This is a genomic window from Peribacillus sp. NPDC096448 (assembly GCF_044762675.1).
Taxonomy (GTDB): Bacteria; Bacillota; Bacilli; order Bacillales; family DSM-1321; genus Peribacillus; species Peribacillus frigoritolerans_B.
Genome location: NZ_JBIWEU010000010.1, coordinates 131,067 through 148,825 on the forward strand (window position 1 = coordinate 131,067; position 17,759 = coordinate 148,825).

The window sequence follows — 17,759 nt, forward strand, 5'->3', positions numbered from 1 at the left end:
AACAGTGGATAAGGGGGCAAACGATGAGTGATAACAATGTGAAAAGAGTTTTGGAATGCATCATCAACACATCCAATAATAATATTACCGTGACTGATGAAAAAGGATTCATTTTATTCACGAATCCTAACCATTGGTGGATATATGGAATCGAACCAGAACATTATCTTGGAAAATCCGTTTATCAGCTCGAAACGGAAGGAATCCTTTCACCTTCGATATCCGCCATGGTATTGAAAGAGAAAACACCTATCCAGATCATGCAGCAAACGAAGACGGGAAAAATCGTCATGTCGACCGCCTATCCCATCTTTGATGAAGATGGTGAATTGATTCATGTCGTCAGCTATGCCCAAGATCAAACTGAAATCAGGAACCTCCAGGATCAGTACGGTCAATTGGAGAAAAAGATTCAAGAATACCAATCGGAGGTAGAGGAACTTAGGGAACAGGAGGAGCTGATCTATCGCAGCAAGGAAATGCGGCAAATCGCCAAAACAATACACCGTGTTTCCAAAACGGATGCGACAGTCATGCTTCTTGGGGAATCCGGTGTGGGAAAGAGCGTATTCGCCCGGCGGCTGCACAATCAGAGTTACCGCAGCAAAGAGCCATTCATCGAAGTCAACTGCAGTACCATCCCAGAAAGCCTCTTTGAATCAGAAATGTTTGGATATGAAGCGGGATCCTTCACCGGAGCGCAGAAGCAGGGGAAGCAAGGGCTGATTGAACAAGCAGATAACGGAACCTTATTTCTGGATGAAATTGGGGAGCTTCCCCTGGATATGCAAGTGAAATTATTAAATGTCCTGCAAGAGAAGACCTTTAAAAGAGTGGGAGGAAAAAAAGAGCATAAGATAGATTTCCGGCTTGTAACGGCCACCAATCAAAACCTTGAGGAAATGGTGGAAAAGGGAACATTCAGGCTTGATTTATATTATCGCTTAAATGTGATTCCCATCCAAATACCGCCTTTACGAGAAAGAAAAGAAGATATTGCCATCTTAATCAATCATAATCTCGAAATCATCAACAAAAAATACAAGTCAGATAAGAAATTGCACCCTTCCACTTACGAAATACTGATTCAGCATAAATGGTCAGGAAACGTGCGTGAATTGGAAAACCTGATTGAACGGCTCATTTTGACCTCGGAAGACTCCATCATTTTCCCAGGCTTTCTCCCCTCCCATTTCCATGGACAAGAATCTTTGGAGAAAATAGATGACACCCTAATGATTGACAATATGATGGTTGATGATAGTGATCTCAATACCGCCCTCGAACAAGTCGAAAAATGGATGATGATGAAAGCGAGTAAGCAATGCAAGTCCACATATGAAATGGCTAAATTCTTAGGTATCAGCCAGCCTTCCGTCGTCAGAAAAATGAAGAAATATAAAGATCATCTGCCCATTTAGTAACAGTGGGATGAAAGATTTCCAATACAGTATCCACCTTTTTTTAGCCTGTATAAATAGGAGACCAGCGTATCGAAGGTCTCCTATCGCTTACTTATTTGACACGCCTGCAGATTCAAATGTTGCCATTTCTTTAATGACCAATGTCGCTGCCTTAAGGATGGGGTATGACAGGGCTGCCCCTGTTCCTTCCCCGATTCTCATTCCCAGGTCGAGGATCGGCTCCTTGCCAAGCAGTTCTATGGCCGTTTCATGACCAGGTTCTGCAGATCGATGTCCAACAAACATATAATCGGCTGCACGTCCGGAAATCAGGTTTGCCAATACGGCAGCCGTGGTTGTAATGAAACCATCAACAAGAATGGGTATACGGTTATTCGCTGCAGCAAGCATCGCCCCTGCCATACCTGCAATTTCGAATCCACCGATATTCATCAAAATATTTATTGGATCATCAGGATTAAGATTTCTTAATGAAATCGCTTCTTCAATTATTCTTCGTTTATGTAAAATGCCTTCTGACTTCAATCCTGTTCCCTGCCCCACTAGTGATTCGACGCTTTTCCCGCTTACGATGGAGATGATTGCGGTACTGGATGTCGTATTTCCGATTCCCATTTCACCAAGAATCAGGCAATTCACACCACGGGCAATCATTTTCTGTGCACGGTCATATCCAATTTCAAGCGCTTGATTTACTTCTTCCTTTGTCATCGCCTCTTCCTTATAAAAGTTTCTAGTTCCATTGCGGACTTTTCTCGAAGTTAATCCCGGTGCTTCGATATCTGCATCGATCCCTATATCGACAATGTCCAAGTAAGCATCTATCGCACGGCTTAATACATTGATGGCAGCACCGTCATTCAGGAAATTAAGCGCCATTTGTTCCGTCACTTCTTTTGGATAAGCAGAAACCCCTTCTTCCGTAATTCCATGGTCGGCTGCAAACACGATCACCCCCGGTTTCGAAATGTCCGGAAATGCCTCCCCTGTCATCTTGGCCAGTTCGATTATCCATTCTTCAAGCCGTCCTAAGCTTCCCTGAGGAAGCGTCAGCGAATCGACATGGCCTTTAACCTGCCGTCCCATTTCTTCATCCAGTATCGGAATGGAGATGGCAGCTAACTCATTTGTCATATTAATAACCCCCACAATCCAAAATGAAAAACCTTAACCATAGGAAAAGGTTCTTATCCATCATCTGATATAACTACAATTTAGTCCATATAATTATCATCTAAGCTTTCACTTGAATTCACTGTGATCCTTTTACTTCGGCACTCCCATTTCATTTAATGGGTAGATACGAAATTTCACTTTGCCCACAAGTGATTTTTCAGAAATAAAACCAAATCTTCTTCCATCCCAACTATTCCTTCGATTATCCCCCATGACAAATAAATGACCGACAGGAACCTTGGATTTCCCAAGTAAATCACTTAGGGTGAAATTCTCCGTCAGATTTTCTTCAGGTGGAATTTCACCTTTTTTTGTTTTCAAATATGGTTCTGTATACTTTTTCCCATTGATATATAAGACATCATCTTTCATTGCGATGCTGTCCCCTGGTAAACCGATCACCCTTTTTATATAATTCTCTTCCGCGTCCGGAGCATAAAATACGACCATATCGAAGCGCTCCGGCTTTCCTATTTTAGCTACCACGATCCGGTCATCATTTTCATAAGTCGGCTCCATTGATTCACCTTTTACCGTGACTGGTGTAAATAAAAACTGTTGGCAAATGAACGCGATCATTAGAGCGAATAAGATAGCTTTCAACCATGAAAACACTTCACTTTTCATATTCTTCATAAGAACTCCTTCCCAACGATAATGGCTGTATTTTGCCTAGCAGCACCAAAAATAATTCTTTAGCTTTAATTTGCCGGTTGGTGATTTTTAGAGGAGACATTTCAAAGAAATATCTTGAAAAATTGTAACATATTCATTTATCGCTTGCGAGATTAAATGATTCGTAGAGCCAATCTTAAACCATGAGAAAAAGGATAGCGATTTTAGCTATCCTTTTCCTTAGTTTGTTCTTCAGAACTTATTCCAAGTCAATATTGAGTCGAGTGGCAAACGGACTTTTTCAAATCCTGCTTTAGTTCCTTTTCCAAGGGAAATCAACATGACAGGTTTGAAGTTTTCCGGTACATTGAATGCTTCCACAAATTTGGCTTCATCGAACCCTCCCATTGGGACTGTATCGTATCCTTTTGCTTTTGCAGCTAACATGATCTGCATGGAAACCAAGCCACCGTCAATCATGGCTACGCTTAAAGCTTTTTCAGTGGAAAAGTTGCCGTAATTATGCAGAATAGAGGCTACATATGGCTCTTTGATTTCATTCTTCATGATCCCTTTATCGACTAATTCACCATAAATCCGTTCTGCATTTTTGTAACCTTCTATATCAGCTAAAACGGCAATGACAGCAGATGCATCGACGATTTGTTGTTGGTTATTTGCGATGGGAAGCAATTCTTGTTGGGTTTGTTTATCTTGAATCACAAGGAATCTCCATGGCTGTAAGTTGGAAGAAGACGGTGCTTGAATCGCAATCTCCAGGATTTCACGAATTTCCTCTTCAGTCATCACGTATTCAGCATCGTACTGGCGAACAGATCTCCTTTCTTTTGCTACCGTAATGAAATCCGTATCATTAAGGACTTTCGGCTTTTCAAGCGGTACATTCAATTCTTTCGATTTATTCAGGTACTCTTCTTTACTCATTATATTTTTTGTCATTTATAATGACCTCCATTTAACTGTAATTAATACAGGAACAGTATATAACGCATACTGTTCTTTTGTCAAATACAGTTTAAGAAAAACGAAACCATGTCAGTTTCGTTTTTCACATCAAGATTTTGATAGTAAATCAGCAATCGTCTTCTGCTCCAAGCCTTGAATAATCCAGCTCTCCATCTCGTTTTTCAAACCGCATAAAGCTTCTCGGGAAGATGGTTGAAAGCATTTTTTATCATTCACATCAAGAAAGCCCTTTGAAAAAGGTTCGGATTTAATTGCAGAGTATATATCTGCAAGGATGATTTGTTCGGGGTTTTTGGCAAGTGAATACCCCCCGTCTCTTCCTTCCTTCGCTTGAATCAGTCCTGCCTTCACTAAATTACTTAATATTTTTCTAAGAAAACCTGACTCCGAATCAAGCTTAACGGCCAATTTATTACTATTGCATAATCCATCATGATCAGCAAGAACAAGCAGGGCTTGTACTGCAAGACTAAACCACATTATACTGGAAACCTTTTCAGACATTTCTTTCACCTCTCCTCTACTTTAAACTATTTTTCAATGAATATACAACGCTGCATCGAACAATCCTGCCTAAAACCTCCTTTTAAAACAATCCATCAGGAAAAGTAAAAGAAAAGAAAGCCAAAAGAATGGATAAACAAGCAGCCCACTTGGCCTATTTTATATAGTCGTACATTAAATGTTTTTTAAAATAAAATGACAAATTTCTTGTCTTACAAATTATATATTTTGAAGTATGGTAAACTTACTTAATAGAATGATTGAGGAAGTGGATGTATGATGTTGAAAACAATAAATGAACAACTCGATAAAGTCATGCCTCTCATCACGCCGATAAGCGTGGTTATTGGGGTATTATTGTCCGACCATATAATGGATTACACCTTTCTTGTTCCATGGATATTTGCCTTCATTACATTTTCCGGAAGTTTAGGCTCTAACTTTAAATCTCTGCATCAGGCAGTAACCCACCCTTTACCTGTTTTCATCGTATTGATCATCCTTCATATGCTTATGCCTATTTGGGCTTTTGGCCTCGGCCATTTAGTGTTTCATGGCGATGATTTCACAATTACCGGCCTAGTCCTGGCTGTAGTGATTCCAACCGGTGTCACCAGTATGATCTGGGTATCCATTTATAATGGTAATGCCATACTTGCCCTGACCATCATCTTAATCGACACACTGCTCTCGCCATTCATCGTTCCTTACAGTGTTTCCCTTTTTGGCGGCGGTTCGATCGAAATGGATTTGGGGTCGATAGTGATAGGATTAATCGGAATGGTCGTTCTTCCCTCCATGCTTGCTATGTTCTTGAATCAGGCTACAAAAGGAAAGATACAATATACCCTATCCCCCCAATTAGCCCCATTTTCCAAGATAAGCGTTGGAATCGTAGTCATATTGAATAGTTCAAAAATTGGGCCTTACTTAACCCATTTTGATAAGAAAATAATGATCATGGCCTTATTGGTATTGTTTATTGCTGCTTCAGGTTATGCCCTTTCTTGGATGGTCGGTGCATGTTTAAGATGGGAAAAGGCGGATATCATCACCTTGACATTTACTGGCGGTATGCGAAACATCAGTGCAGGAGCCGTTCTTGCAACCACCTATTTCCCTGCTGCCGTCGCGGTACCCGTTGTACTTGGCATGCTGTTTCAACAAATGCTTGCCTCCTTTTTTGGCTATGTCATGGAAAAGCATTTTCATCGTGATGTGATTGAAGGGTCATCCGCCGAATGATTATTTCCCAAGCATCCTTTTTCCCTTTCATTTATATTCCAATTATAATAGGTAAGTGGAACTCATTTACATGATTATCCATTATAAAATCATTGGGGGTATTGAAGATGAAAGTTGTTGCAATAGTGGGAAGTATCCGTAAAGAGTCATACAACCTTAAGCTTGCCAAATATATTCAAACTAGATATCAAGATCGGTTTGATCTCGAAATCTTGAACATTCGGGATTTACCTTTTTATGATCAAGATATTGAAAATGATCCTCCATTGGTTGTAAAAGAATTTAAAAGCAAAGTGGCCCATGCAGATGCAGTCTTATGGGTAACACCTGAATACAATGGGACGATTCCAGGCGTATTGGGCAATGCAATCGATTGGTTATCACGTGTCGATAAAGTCTTGATCGGCAAACCATCATGGATCATGGGTGCGTCAATGGGGCAATTGGGAACGGTTAAAGCTCAATTGCATTTGCGTGAAATCTTATTCGCAATAGGCATCTCCTCCCCACTCCTTCCAGGGAATGAAGTATATGTTGGTGCAGTGCATGACAAAATCGATAACGAAGGCAGCCTTACACATGAGTCGACTGTCCAGTTTATCGATACGGTCGTCGATAACTTCATTAGCTGGTATAATCATCATACTCGTTAATGCTTTTTTACAAGAATCCCAGCAGGTATGATCCTGCTGGGATTCTTGTTGCATCAAAAGAGGGAATTAACCAAAATATTCATCCTCTACCAGCTTGGAATGAAGGGTATTTTGTCATTCCTCCGTCAGCAAATAGAGTGATGCCCGTTACATAACTGGACTCTGAAGATGCGAGCCATGCAGCAACCGCGGCAATTTCTTCAGGTTTTCCGATATATCCCATCGGAATCATGCTTTCAAGATCCTTTTTCTTTTCGGGATCTTCAAGCTTGTCGGCATTTATTGGCGTGGCGATGGCTCCGGGACCAATGCTGTTCACACGGATCCCTTTTGGTGCATATTCAAGAGCCAGGGTTTCCGTAAGCAGCTTCACCCCGCCCTTGCTTGCTGCATAGTGAACGAATAAAGGCCAGGGAATCATCTCATGTACACTGGACATATTTATTACATTCCCTTTAATATCGTTCTCGACAAAATACTTGATAGCTTCACGGCAGCCTAAGAAATTTCCCGTTAAGTTAGTAGCGATTACCCTATTCCAGTCGCTTAATGGCATCTCGTGAGATGGAACCGGATTTTCAATTCCTGCATTATTGATGAATATATCGAGTTTCCCGAAATTCTTTATCGCTGATTGAACAAGGTTAATAACATCTTCTTCAACGGTGACATCGCCTTTTACTGCAACGGCTTCCCCGCCATTTGTTTTGATTTCTTCCATTACACTATCCGCTTCTTCTGATTTAGTGCGATAATTAACCACGACCTTTGCCTTTTCCTTAGCAAAGCGAATGGCCATCGCTTTTCCTAAACCAGTGGATGAACCGGTTATAACAACGACCTTACCTTCTAAATCTGTATACATGTAATCATCCTCCAATTAACTTTTTGCCAATCCAAGCATTATCCCAGCTATGATGATCAAGATAATTCCAATTACAATTCCAATTAGTTGGCGCTTCGTTTTCTTTTCACGTAAAATGAAGATCCCGCCAAGAGTTGAGATGACTATGCCCATTTGCGAAAGGGAAAAACTAGTAGCCACTCCCACACGGGGCTGGGAAATGAATAGAAACATGTTCCCTGCAGCCCATATCAATCCCGGAATGATATTGCGAATCGTATATTTGTTAAATGGTTTATGTTTAAAAGTCAATAACAGACCGCCTATCACCATCCCGATCGCTTGAGGGAACAACGCTGACCACCCGTCAACATCAAAAAGACGGGCCACGACCACATAAACCAAATAACCGAATGTCGAGATGAGGAGAATAACAATTCCTTTCTTCAAGTTTCCCGACTTGCCCTCTTTCGATTCTTTATCTTCCAAGGAGGTCAAGACGATTCCTATAATAATGAAGACCAATGCCAAAACGCCTAAAATAATAGCTTTCATTGTAGACCATTCGTTAAAAACTATGACCCCGAATAAAGTGGTTGAAATGAGCTGCAATCCTGTTGATATCGGCATCGTTTTGGATACTCCCATTAAATCGATGCTCTTAAGCTGATTAGCTTGTCCAACGGCCCAAAACAATCCAGATACGACTCCGACTCCAAACACCAGAAGTGACAGCTTAATATCTGCAAAAATATAAACACCAATTGAAAAAATCAAGGCGCCAATCGTTGTACCTAGTGTTTGACTATAGGGTCCACCCCCGAGTTTCACATTAAATAAAACGATGCTTCCCCAGAACAATGCCGGCAAGAGAGCTAATAATATATCCATTTTCAACCCCCATATATGTAAGTACAAAACTAAGCAGGATATTTCATTTTGTTTTCTTTTAATATGTTCGCATTATTTGAAATGACCCTTGGTAATTTTATGAAGTGTTCCGCCAAAAAAGCGTTCAACACAAAAAGGGCTGCAGAAGCAGCCCTTTTTGATGATATTATTGCACAGCTCCCCACCATGTTGATGATGTTGCATGTCCATTTCCGAATCTCCACCGACCTTGAAATAATCACTTTCCCAAACAGCCGACGTTCCGATAATGATGATGGCAGAAAGTTTTATATTAACATTAATTTAAAGCTTTAAAAGAGGAAGTATCCCTGCATCTTACTGCAAATCCTTTTTATTGTACGGGCTTCAAAGTAACTGTGAATTTATGAGTTGGTAATGAATGTTACTCAAATATCGACAGCGTAAGTTACTGCTGTCTTTTTTATAAAGATTAGTAAAAAAGGCAAACCTTATGTAGGTTTGCTGAGTTTGTAGACAAAAGGGTTTCTATCTAAAGTTAGTTGATTGGAATGGAAGGTGCGAGACTCCTGCGGGAAAAACGCGTCTAGGGGAGACCCCGCATGCGCAAGCCGAGGAGGCTCCCGGACCGCCCGCGGAAAGCGAGTGCCTGGAGTGGAAATCAACGTCCAAAATCTAAAAACCAATAAAAAACCGTAGACATACTCAATTTTCATTGAGTTTGTCTACGGTCTGGGCAAACCTTATGTAGGTTTGCTTCTTTTCTTAGAAATGGAACTTACTTCTTCAAATGATATGGCACTGTCGTAACAACCACATTTCTTTTATAAAGTAAGTAAGCGCGAATCAGTAAACTTGATTGGTTATGAAGTATATTGTGCCAGCCCTTCTTCGGAATGAATTGGGGGATGATCACCGTAACTTTATAATTGGATTCACTAGCCTTATGTTCAACTGTATCCACAAATTTAGTTAGTGGCTGAATGATGCTTCTGTAATAAGAATTCAGTGTAACGAGCCTTACATCCGGCTGCCATTTTTTCCACTTTTCTCCGAATTTCTTTTCATCTTCTCTTTCAAAAGCGACATAAACGGCAATGACCTGATGTGCGGATAAAGATTTTGCATAATTTAAAGAGTTCTCAACCACATGAGTTATACCCGCCACAGGTACAATGATGATATTTCCTTCAATTGGTAAGATTGGCTCACATGTTGTAATCCTTAGTTGGTCCCCAACTGCTTCATAATGCATTCTAATTCGATGAAAAATTAAAATGATGATAGGTAAAAAAATCAAAACCGGCCAAACCTGAGTAAATTTGGTTAAAAAGAATATCATCGTGACGATAAAGCTAATTATGGCACCAATTGAATTAATGGTTAATTTCATCATCCAGCCTTTTGGCTTTTCGCGAATCCATTTAACAATCATCCCGGTCTGGGATAACGTAAATGGAATGAATACACCTACCGCATAAAGCGGAATGAGATTTTCCGTATGTCCTTCAAATGCGACTATCAAGATGATGGATGCAAGTCCAAGTATGATAATTCCATTGGAATACCCTAAACGGTCCCCTCTGATCGTAAACGCCCTTGGTATGAATTTATCCTTCGCCAGATTTACCGCAAGCAGAGGGAAAGCCGAATAGCCAGTATTTGCCGCAAGTATCAAGATCAATGCAGTCGTACCTTGAATGAAGAAATACATGAAATTCCGTCCAAAGATCTCTTCAGCAATCTGGGAGACGACCGTTACCTCTGCGCTAGGAACAATGCTTAAATAATAGGCTAAGAATACGATTCCTGAAAATAATACAGCTAGTAAGGAACCCATTGCTATTAATGTTTTCGCAGCATTATTCGGTGCTGGATCTTTAAAGTTCGGGATTGCATTGGAAATCGCTTCGACTCCTGTCAATGCGGAGCTTCCTGATGCAAATGCTCTTAGCAGTATAAATAAACTGATGCCAGCTACTGGAGTCCCAAGTGACGCATGCAATTCCGGTGAGACTCCTCCCGTCAAAATCTTGTAAATTCCAACCCCAATCAAGATGAACAATGCTAAAACGAATAGGTACACCGGATAGGCCAAGACAGAGGCCGATTCCGTAACCCCCCTAAGGTTCAAGATTGTAAGTAAGATGACGAATATAATGGCTATGACGACATTATAATCATGCAGGCCGGGAAAAGCGGACGTGATGGCATCCGTACCAGCAGAAACACTTACCGCGACAGTTAATATATAATCGACCAATAAGGATCCCCCAGCTATCAACCCTGGATTGACACCTAAATTGTTTTTTGAAACCACATAAGCTCCCCCGCCATGTGGATAAGCGAAAATGATTTGTCTGTAGGACAAAATCAAAGCAGTTAACAGGATCAATACTCCGATCGCGATAGGGATTGAATACCAGAAAGCCGCAGCACCGACCGTGATCAGGACGATCAATATTTGCTCCGGTCCATAAGCAACCGAAGACAAAGCATCAGAAGATAATATCGCCAAAGCCTTTGTTTTGTTAAGCTTTTGTTCACCAAGTGCATTTGATTTTAAAGGTCTCCCAATCAAGAACCTCTTTATAGCAGATAACATCAAGAATTCACCACCATGTTTAATTTATAAGTTTATGTTTCCCAGCTGTAGCAAAAAACGAGACGAAACACAAAAATGCCTACAAGTCATAGCTAAATAGACCTGTAGACATCAATTTTTTTGTCTAACAAGCTCCACCTTCCTTCTCATATAACGCTTACGAGGTTAGCTGTCGGATTCGGACCTAAGAGTAGCCCTACCTTTTAAAGGATTCACCCCTTGGATTGTAAAAACAATCCCAATAACGGGTCCCCCGCACCATAAGGTTTAAGCGATTTAGAAATATGAAACTGTTGATTATCATACTCCCGTGAAATGGAAAAGTAAATGAAAATTTTACACAGAAATAGAATTATTCTTTGTAGGTGAGGTTTTATTCTTGACATATATTACATAAGTCATGCAAACACGTGACTCGAAGGTAGGAAAGGAGGTAAGTAAACGTCTAAAAAGAAAATAATCAAGCGCTCAATGAACAATAGGTGGTCCAAAAAAGGTTAAAATGATTGCCACATGTAGAACGTGAAGGACGAAATTAAACAGATCTGCCCCAGCTTGGATAGTCATTAAATGCATAGAATTTCGCTTTCCGATTCCATTTTAATTCCCGTCCAATCGGGGGCATTATTCCACTGATCCACCCTAATTAATTCCTTCCTTCTTGAATTGGTCTCAAATTGCTTTTTTTAAAGACAAAGTATTTCTGCCCAAGATAGTTAAGCACTGTATAAAATATCGTTCCTATCAGAACAGCCAAATTTTGTTGTATGGATAAATGGACGGTTCCTTCCAGTGATTCTGCAATGGCTTGGCCTATGGAATAAGCGGCGGAATAACAAATCAGAATTACGCAAAAGAAACGGGCAACTCCTCGCCGCCATTCTATGTCGCTTTTAAAGGTAAAAGTCCTGTTCAAAAGAAAACTCGTTACAGCTCCCGTTCCATTGCCGAAAAAAGTGGAGACCCAGTAAGATAATTCAAGAACATTCATGAGAAAAAGCATGATGGAAAGTCCAACCGCTGTATTGACTATTCCAACCAATAAAAAGCGGATAAAGGAGTTAGTGTGTTTTAGATAGTTTTTCAATACTGTTCCGTTCATTGTCTAGTTGCTCCCGTTTTTTTAAATCGAGCGGATTAAATAGATCAAGATCAACAATATATTTAGGCCGGCGTTTTGATTCATTATAGATTTTACCGATATATTCCCCAATCAAGCCGACAGCAATCAACTGCAGTCCACCGATCAACCATACGGAGGTAATTAATGAGGTCCACCCAGTTTCGGTCTGCCCATAAAATTTCAACCATAAAAAGTAAGACCCAAAGAGTAAGCTTATGAAAAAGGAAAGACATCCAAGCCATAATACAAGCCGGATCGGTGTTACTGAAAAGGAAGTAATGCCATCAAGCGCAAAAGCAACCATCTTCTTAAATGGATATTTCGTTTCCCCAGCCAATCTTTCTTTTCGGTCATAATAAACAGAGTCCGTCTTAAACCCAATGAGCGGTACAATCCCCCGTAAGAAAAGATTCGTTTCATCAAATCTCTCCAACTCCGCGATCGCCCTTTTGCTCATTAGCCTGAAATCGGCATGATTATAGACAAGGTTAACCCCCATCTTGTTCATCAATTTATAAAAACCGGTTGCAGATGTTCGTTTAAAAAATGAATCAAGGTCCCTTTTCTGGCGGACACCATATACGATTTCACATCCTTCATTGAATTTCCGAATGAATTCAGGGATGACTTGAATATCATCCTGTAAATCTGCATCAATGGAAATCACACAATCCGAGGCTTCCTTGGCTGTAAACAATCCTGCCAGGAGTGCATTTTGATGTCCAGCATTCCGGGAAAGCTTTAGCCCGCGAACATATTCATTATTAATCGTTTCTTTATAAATGATCTTCCAAGTTTGATCCTTGCTTCCATCATCAACCAACAAAATTTTACTCAGACCAGAAACAACGTTTTCTTCGACTAACCCCCTCATCAATCCACAAAGCTGGGAAATGGTATCCTGCAAAACGCTTTCTTCGTTATAACAAGGTACAACAATCGTTACTATCGGTGAATTCATTCTATTCCCCCCTTTTCACATGACTCTGTATAAATGAATTTTCCATGCGCTTCCTTTTTTTGTGAAAATCCTATCTAGCACCAATCCGTTTTCCTTCGCGTTGTTGATTGGGATGGCAGAAAATATATACTTCCCGCCTAATCCTTTAAACGCATCCATATTAAGGTCCAAATTTTCCAGCTCTTTCTTCGAACGTTTCTTGAACATATAATGCTTCCCAAGCTCATCGGTAAATAGGTAACAACGTCCTCCCCATTCATCAAAGTAAATTCTGATGTTTTTATTCTTAGCCAATTCGTTTTCAATTATTTGACGAAATTGATGTTTGTAAGAAAGCGGATAGAAATTGTTATAGCTATCGAGCGTGTAAAATCCATTAAATTGAGCAATTGCGGGATGCAGCCCAATGCTGGCAACACGATATTCTTCCTGTGGAAGGTCAATATGATCTTTTATTTCCTGAAAAAGGCTTTCTGAATAGAACTCTTTAAAAGATGGTTTTTTATTGTGAGTGATTTCTTCATTGAAACCCATTAAAATCATAATTTGAACGGCGATGAAAATAGAAAGTGTTTTCTTAGCATAGTCGCTGTGTTCCCAAATGATTTTTATCGCGAGGGCAAACCCCAAGTAAATTACCATCGGCCTTAAAAAGTGAAATCTGGCAAAATTAAAGGTATCCAGGGTGTGAAACCTTTCCGTTAAAGGAAGCCAGCCTTTATAAAACCAAAATGCGTACCACGCTGAAAGCATAAAATTCAAGCCGAATAAAAAAACATATACCTTTTCCTGTCTCCACAGCTTTTTGGTCAGAATAATATAAAGCGCAAAGACTGTAATCGGCAGAATGATAAGCGCATGTACGGTCATGACATGCGTATGTCCAAGAACGAAATTTTTGAAAGTAAGCTTAATGACCCAATCGAGCGGCAGCCTTGCGTGAAAATATTCATCTCTGCTGTTTGGCTCCGAATCAAAAATGAATGAAGCGACCAAACGATACTCCACCAAACCAAAAATGACGGTCATATACACGATCGAAAGAAGAAACGTTATATTCCAACCTTTTCTCCTGATCACATCCGTTAACCAAAGAAAGCCCATTGCAACAAGAAAAAAGAAAAAGCCAAGCACGATGCTTGAATAAAGCGGTAAAAGTGTAAGGACCAAATAATTCTTCCAAGAATGGTCCTTGCTGCGAATATTCAAGAAAGCCCAAAGGGCTAGCGGCATCCCAAGTGTACTGAGCATTCCCGATGGCCAAAATGGGGTAAGGGCGAAGGCTAAGGATGTTCCAACCCTAATCCAACCTGATTGTCTTCCTGTAACCAAATGTTTCTTTAATAAAATATACATACCAAAGAAAGCAATAAACCTTGTTAATGCCTGGCTTATTGCATATGCAACCATTGTTGGAAAAAGAGCATGAAGCCATACGATAATACTGAACTCACTGCCAAAAGCATTTCGGGGCAGCCCATTCATAATCTGGGGAATTTTGGCGTCAATTCCACCGAATAACTCACCGCTTTCTGAAAGGACTTTATACCAGGCAAGGTTGGAATCCAAATTATCATGTACGCGAATATGCGCATTTTCTCCAAGTATGATTAAAGGGGAAAGATATAAAACAATGATGAGTAAGGCAAAAAGGATTTGTTTTCTCTCTTGATTTTCAATTGGCAAAATATACACCTCTTGATTAAATTCATATATCCATAATATTTGGCTTCAAAGGTAAATCTATTCTTTTTCAGGGATTTATTTTAACCTATTTTGATATAGGTCAACCAATGACCACATAAAATGCAATAAGCATATAAAAGAACCTTAAAAAGGGGCTGGGCTATGATAAGGAAAGCGGTGATTCCAGCAGCCGGTTTAGGAACACGATTTTTACCTGCTACGAAAGCTCAACCAAAGGAAATGCTGCCGATTGTCGATAAGCCGACCATTCAATATATTATCGAGGAAGCGGTACAATCAGGGATTACGGATATTATCATCGTTACGGGTAAAAACAAACGTGCCATCGAAGATCATTTCGATAAATCGATTGAACTTGAAATGCTTCTGCAAATGAAAGGACAAAATGATCTGCTAAGGATCGTGGAGAACATTTCCAACATGGTGGATATCCACTATGTAAGACAAAAGGAACCTTTAGGTCTGGGGCATGCAGTTTTATGTGCCAAAACTTTTATCGGAGACGAACCTTTTGCCGTCCTGTTAGGGGATGATATCGTGGATAGCCAGGTTCCAGCCTTGAAGCAGTTAATGGAACGGTATAACAAGGTTCGAGCGAGCATTATCGGATGCAAGGAAGTGTCACCTGCCGATGTCTCCAAGTATGGAATCGTGAATTTCCAAGAACGATATGAGGATTTATTTTTGGTAAGAAACTTAGTGGAAAAGCCAAAAGTGGAGGATGCACCATCAACACAGGCGATTATCGGCCGATATATTTTATCACCTGCGATTTTTGAAATCCTTGAAAACGTACAGCCTGATCGTAAGGGGGAGATCCAGCTTACCGAAGCTTTGGACCTTTTGTTAGAAAAGGAACCATTATATTCGTATATCATCGAGGGAAATCGTTATGACGTCGGCGATAAATTCGGCTTCCTTCAAGCTTCAATAGATTTCGCCATGAAACGCCCTGAACTTCGTGATCAGCTAATAAAATATTTAAGGCAGTTGTTTCCTTAATAAAGTTAATATAGACCATGCCCAATTACCAAGAAAAGGTGATTGGGCTATTTCCACATCGGGTTCACCCCTTTTGTTGTAGAATGATCCACTAACCTATCTCCATACCATAACCCTCTAAGCAAACATGAATTGTTTATCTTGATCGCTTCCGCGTAATGTAAAAGCAAGTGAAAATGTTGGACAGAGAAAGAATACTTTTTCATAAGTGAGGTTATGTTGATAACGTATCCTTCATGTATGTTCCAAACTCACGATATCCAGAAAGGAATGTAGAGAAACACATGCACAATAAAACTAATAATCCAATAATATCTGATGAATTTTTAGATCAAGTTGTTAAGGATATCAATGCACAATTTGGCGGGCCCATCAATGAAAAAAATGATCGTTTCCAACATGGGAACGATGACGAAAGAAGTTGAATGGAATCATCCTTCATTAATCCAAAGCTCTCATGAAAAACTCTGGCTATATTCTTCCAGAGTTTTTTTGCTGTAACTTTTTTTTCTTCCATAGAATTATCCGCCCTTTCTTTAACGACTTGTCCAAACCGAATTAGCTTATCCTCATAGAATGATTACATGTAATTATTTTTAAAGAAAGGGGAAAAACTTCATTGAGCCACGCTGATGATGTCTTCCGCACTGCTCCAAAGGTTCCAAAAGGAAGGCTGGTTTCCGGACATACAAAAGAGTTTCAAACAGATCCCATTGGGTTTCTGACCCGATTGTCCAAGGAATATGGGGAAGTCGCTAAATTCCGTTTAGGGCCATTCCAAAATGTTTATCACGTTTTAAATCCTGATCTAATAAAACAAATACTCGTAACAAAACAACAATCTTTCGCCAAATCCAAGGACTTCAATCTTTTAAAGCCGCTTATCGGTGAAGGTCTACTTACAAGCGAAAAAGACTTTCATATGCGCCAGAGAAGGCTTATCCAACCCTCTTTCAAAAAGACTCATATTAGCCAATACGCCAAGGATATGATTGATATCACAATGGATTATATATCAACTTGGCAACATCATGATGAACGGATTATAACGAAGGATATGATGAACATCACTCTCGGGATAATCAGCAAGACCATGTTCAGCATGGAATTCAAGGATGGATATGAAATCGTTGGGAAACCTCTGGAAACTGCTTTGAGAATAACAGTCAAAAGGATGAGAAAGATTTTCCGTATGCCATTATGGGTACCAACTAAAATCAACCGTGCATATAAAAAGGCGATACAAAGGCTTGATAAAGTGATTTACGGCATTATTGAAAAACGGAAGAACGACACAGTAAAACATGAAGACATGCTTGGGATCTTGATGGACGCCCGTGATGCCGACGACGGGTTAGGCATGACAAGCCATCAGGTCCGAGATGAATTAATGACTATTTTCCTTGCCGGTCATGAAACGACAGCAAATGCTCTTTCCTGGGCACTGTATGCAATTTCGAAGCATCCGGAAATTCAAGCCAAGCTTTTCAATGAAGTCAATAGCATAATCGGTCACCGGACACCCAAGCCTGAAGATTTCATGAAATTACAATACACTCAAAATATCATTCATGAAACACTTCGCGTTTACCCGCCACTGTATATCTTATCCCGTGATGTGACGGAGGATGTCGTAATAGGAGGATATCGCTTTAAAAAAGGCGATATGATTCTAATAAGTTCTTATGTGATGCAGCATAATCCAGAGTATTTTGATCAACCGGAATCATTTATTCCTGAGCGATTTGAAAATAACTTTATGAAAAGCCTGCCTCCGTTCGCTTACTTTCCATTCGGCGGAGGGCCGCGGATTTGTATCGGCAATCACTTTGCCATGATGGAAGCGGTGTTTGTCCTGGCCTGCATTGCAAAGCGGTATAGGATAAAGCTTGCACCTGACCATCATGAAGTAACTCCCCTTCCCTCCCTTACACTCAGGCCCAAAAGTGGACTGCGCATGGTATTAGAAGAAAGAGCTGCAGAAGCCTTTGAACCTGGCGCATCCAATTTTTAGTAATAGGAGTTATTTGTAATAACTCTTTT

General features: G+C 40.2%; 16 protein-coding genes and 1 riboswitch. Of the genes, 6 read left to right on the forward strand and 10 right to left on the reverse strand.

The annotated features are described in order from the left end of the window. Positions 1-23: 23 nt before the first annotated feature. Complete coding sequence (locus ACIQ0C_RS17670; protein WP_403062301.1) at positions 24-1,421, forward strand: sigma-54 interaction domain-containing protein; 1,398 nt, start codon at positions 24-26, stop codon at positions 1,419-1,421. Between the two features lie 90 nt (positions 1,422-1,511). On the opposite strand, the gene cobT is transcribed toward ACIQ0C_RS17670, so the two are convergent. The 4 genes from cobT to ACIQ0C_RS17690 all read right to left on the reverse strand — a co-directional run bounded on the left by cobT (position 1,512) and on the right by ACIQ0C_RS17690 (position 4,706). After that, a complete protein-coding gene (gene cobT, locus ACIQ0C_RS17675; RefSeq protein ID WP_403062303.1) occupies positions 1,512-2,558 on the reverse strand; it encodes a nicotinate-nucleotide--dimethylbenzimidazole phosphoribosyltransferase in 1,047 nt (348 codons plus the stop codon). A 132-nt stretch (positions 2,559-2,690) separates the two neighbouring features. Then, the gene (gene lepB / locus ACIQ0C_RS17680) at positions 2,691-3,236 is read right to left on the reverse strand and encodes a signal peptidase I (protein ID WP_403062306.1); all 546 of its coding nucleotides are present in this window, start codon (positions 3,234-3,236) and stop codon (positions 2,691-2,693) included. A gap of 231 nt (positions 3,237-3,467) precedes the next feature. After that, a complete protein-coding gene (locus tag ACIQ0C_RS17685) occupies positions 3,468-4,175 on the reverse strand; it encodes a nitroreductase family protein (protein ID WP_403062309.1) in 708 nt (235 codons plus the stop codon). Positions 4,176-4,289: 114 nt separating this feature from the next. Next, entirely contained in the window at positions 4,290-4,706 is a 417-nt protein-coding gene (locus tag ACIQ0C_RS17690) for an RrF2 family transcriptional regulator (protein ID WP_053533915.1), read from the reverse strand. A 279-nt stretch (positions 4,707-4,985) separates the two neighbouring features. On the opposite strand from ACIQ0C_RS17690, the gene ACIQ0C_RS17695 reads away from it, so the two are divergent. Continuing rightward, positions 4,986-5,951 carry a bile acid:sodium symporter family protein gene (locus ACIQ0C_RS17695; RefSeq protein ID WP_403062482.1) on the forward strand — a complete coding sequence of 322 codons (966 nt, stop codon included), beginning with the start codon at positions 4,986-4,988 and terminating at the stop codon, positions 5,949-5,951. A 107-nt stretch (positions 5,952-6,058) separates the two neighbouring features. Then, positions 6,059-6,604, forward strand: coding sequence for an NADPH-dependent FMN reductase (locus ACIQ0C_RS17700; protein ID WP_403062312.1), 546 nt, complete (start codon positions 6,059-6,061; stop codon positions 6,602-6,604). Between the two features lie 79 nt (positions 6,605-6,683). On the opposite strand, the gene ACIQ0C_RS17705 is transcribed toward ACIQ0C_RS17700, so the two are convergent. After that, positions 6,684-7,469: a glucose 1-dehydrogenase gene (locus ACIQ0C_RS17705; protein ID WP_403062315.1), complete on the reverse strand. Its 786-nt coding sequence runs from the start codon at positions 7,467-7,469 to the stop codon at positions 6,684-6,686. A 15-nt stretch (positions 7,470-7,484) separates the two neighbouring features. Further along, positions 7,485-8,339, reverse strand: coding sequence for a RhaT/GlcU family sugar-proton symporter (locus tag ACIQ0C_RS17710; RefSeq protein WP_402836947.1), 855 nt, complete (start codon positions 8,337-8,339; stop codon positions 7,485-7,487). 48 nt (positions 8,340-8,387) lie between these two features. Here ACIQ0C_RS17710 and ACIQ0C_RS17715 point away from each other — a divergent pair, with 48 nt between their 5' ends. After that, positions 8,388-8,654 carry a hypothetical protein gene (locus tag ACIQ0C_RS17715; protein WP_403062318.1) on the forward strand — a complete coding sequence of 89 codons (267 nt, stop codon included), beginning with the start codon at positions 8,388-8,390 and terminating at the stop codon, positions 8,652-8,654. 442 nt (positions 8,655-9,096) lie between these two features. Here the strand turns inward: ACIQ0C_RS17715 and ACIQ0C_RS17720 are convergent, their stop codons facing one another. The 4 genes from ACIQ0C_RS17720 to ACIQ0C_RS17735 all read right to left on the reverse strand — a co-directional run bounded on the left by ACIQ0C_RS17720 (position 9,097) and on the right by ACIQ0C_RS17735 (position 14,687). Beyond that, entirely contained in the window at positions 9,097-10,923 is a 1,827-nt protein-coding gene (locus ACIQ0C_RS17720) for an APC family permease (protein ID WP_403062485.1), read from the reverse strand. A gap of 138 nt (positions 10,924-11,061) precedes the next feature. After that, positions 11,062-11,207, reverse strand: a riboswitch (cyclic di-AMP (ydaO/yuaA leader). 362 nt (positions 11,208-11,569) lie between these two features. Further along, positions 11,570-12,025, reverse strand: a complete 456-nt coding sequence (locus tag ACIQ0C_RS17725; RefSeq protein ID WP_403062321.1) for a GtrA family protein — start codon at positions 12,023-12,025, stop codon at positions 11,570-11,572. Next, positions 11,985-13,007, reverse strand: a complete 1,023-nt coding sequence (locus ACIQ0C_RS17730) for a glycosyltransferase family 2 protein (protein ID WP_402836953.1) — start codon at positions 13,005-13,007, stop codon at positions 11,985-11,987. Before ACIQ0C_RS17730 ends, ACIQ0C_RS17725 begins: the two co-directional genes overlap by 41 nt. Positions 13,008-13,022: 15 nt before the next feature. Further along, positions 13,023-14,687 carry a DUF6044 family protein gene (locus ACIQ0C_RS17735; RefSeq protein WP_403062488.1) on the reverse strand — a complete coding sequence of 555 codons (1,665 nt, stop codon included), beginning with the start codon at positions 14,685-14,687 and terminating at the stop codon, positions 13,023-13,025. A 168-nt stretch (positions 14,688-14,855) separates the two neighbouring features. Here ACIQ0C_RS17735 and galU point away from each other — a divergent pair, with 168 nt between their 5' ends. Next, positions 14,856-15,716 (forward strand): UTP--glucose-1-phosphate uridylyltransferase GalU, encoded by an 861-nt coding sequence (gene galU / locus ACIQ0C_RS17740; protein ID WP_403062324.1) that lies wholly within the window; start codon positions 14,856-14,858, stop codon positions 15,714-15,716. Positions 15,717-16,335: 619 nt separating this feature from the next. Next, positions 16,336-17,730 carry a cytochrome P450 gene (locus ACIQ0C_RS17745; RefSeq protein ID WP_402836957.1) on the forward strand — a complete coding sequence of 465 codons (1,395 nt, stop codon included), beginning with the start codon at positions 16,336-16,338 and terminating at the stop codon, positions 17,728-17,730. Positions 17,731-17,759 lie beyond the last annotated feature (29 nt).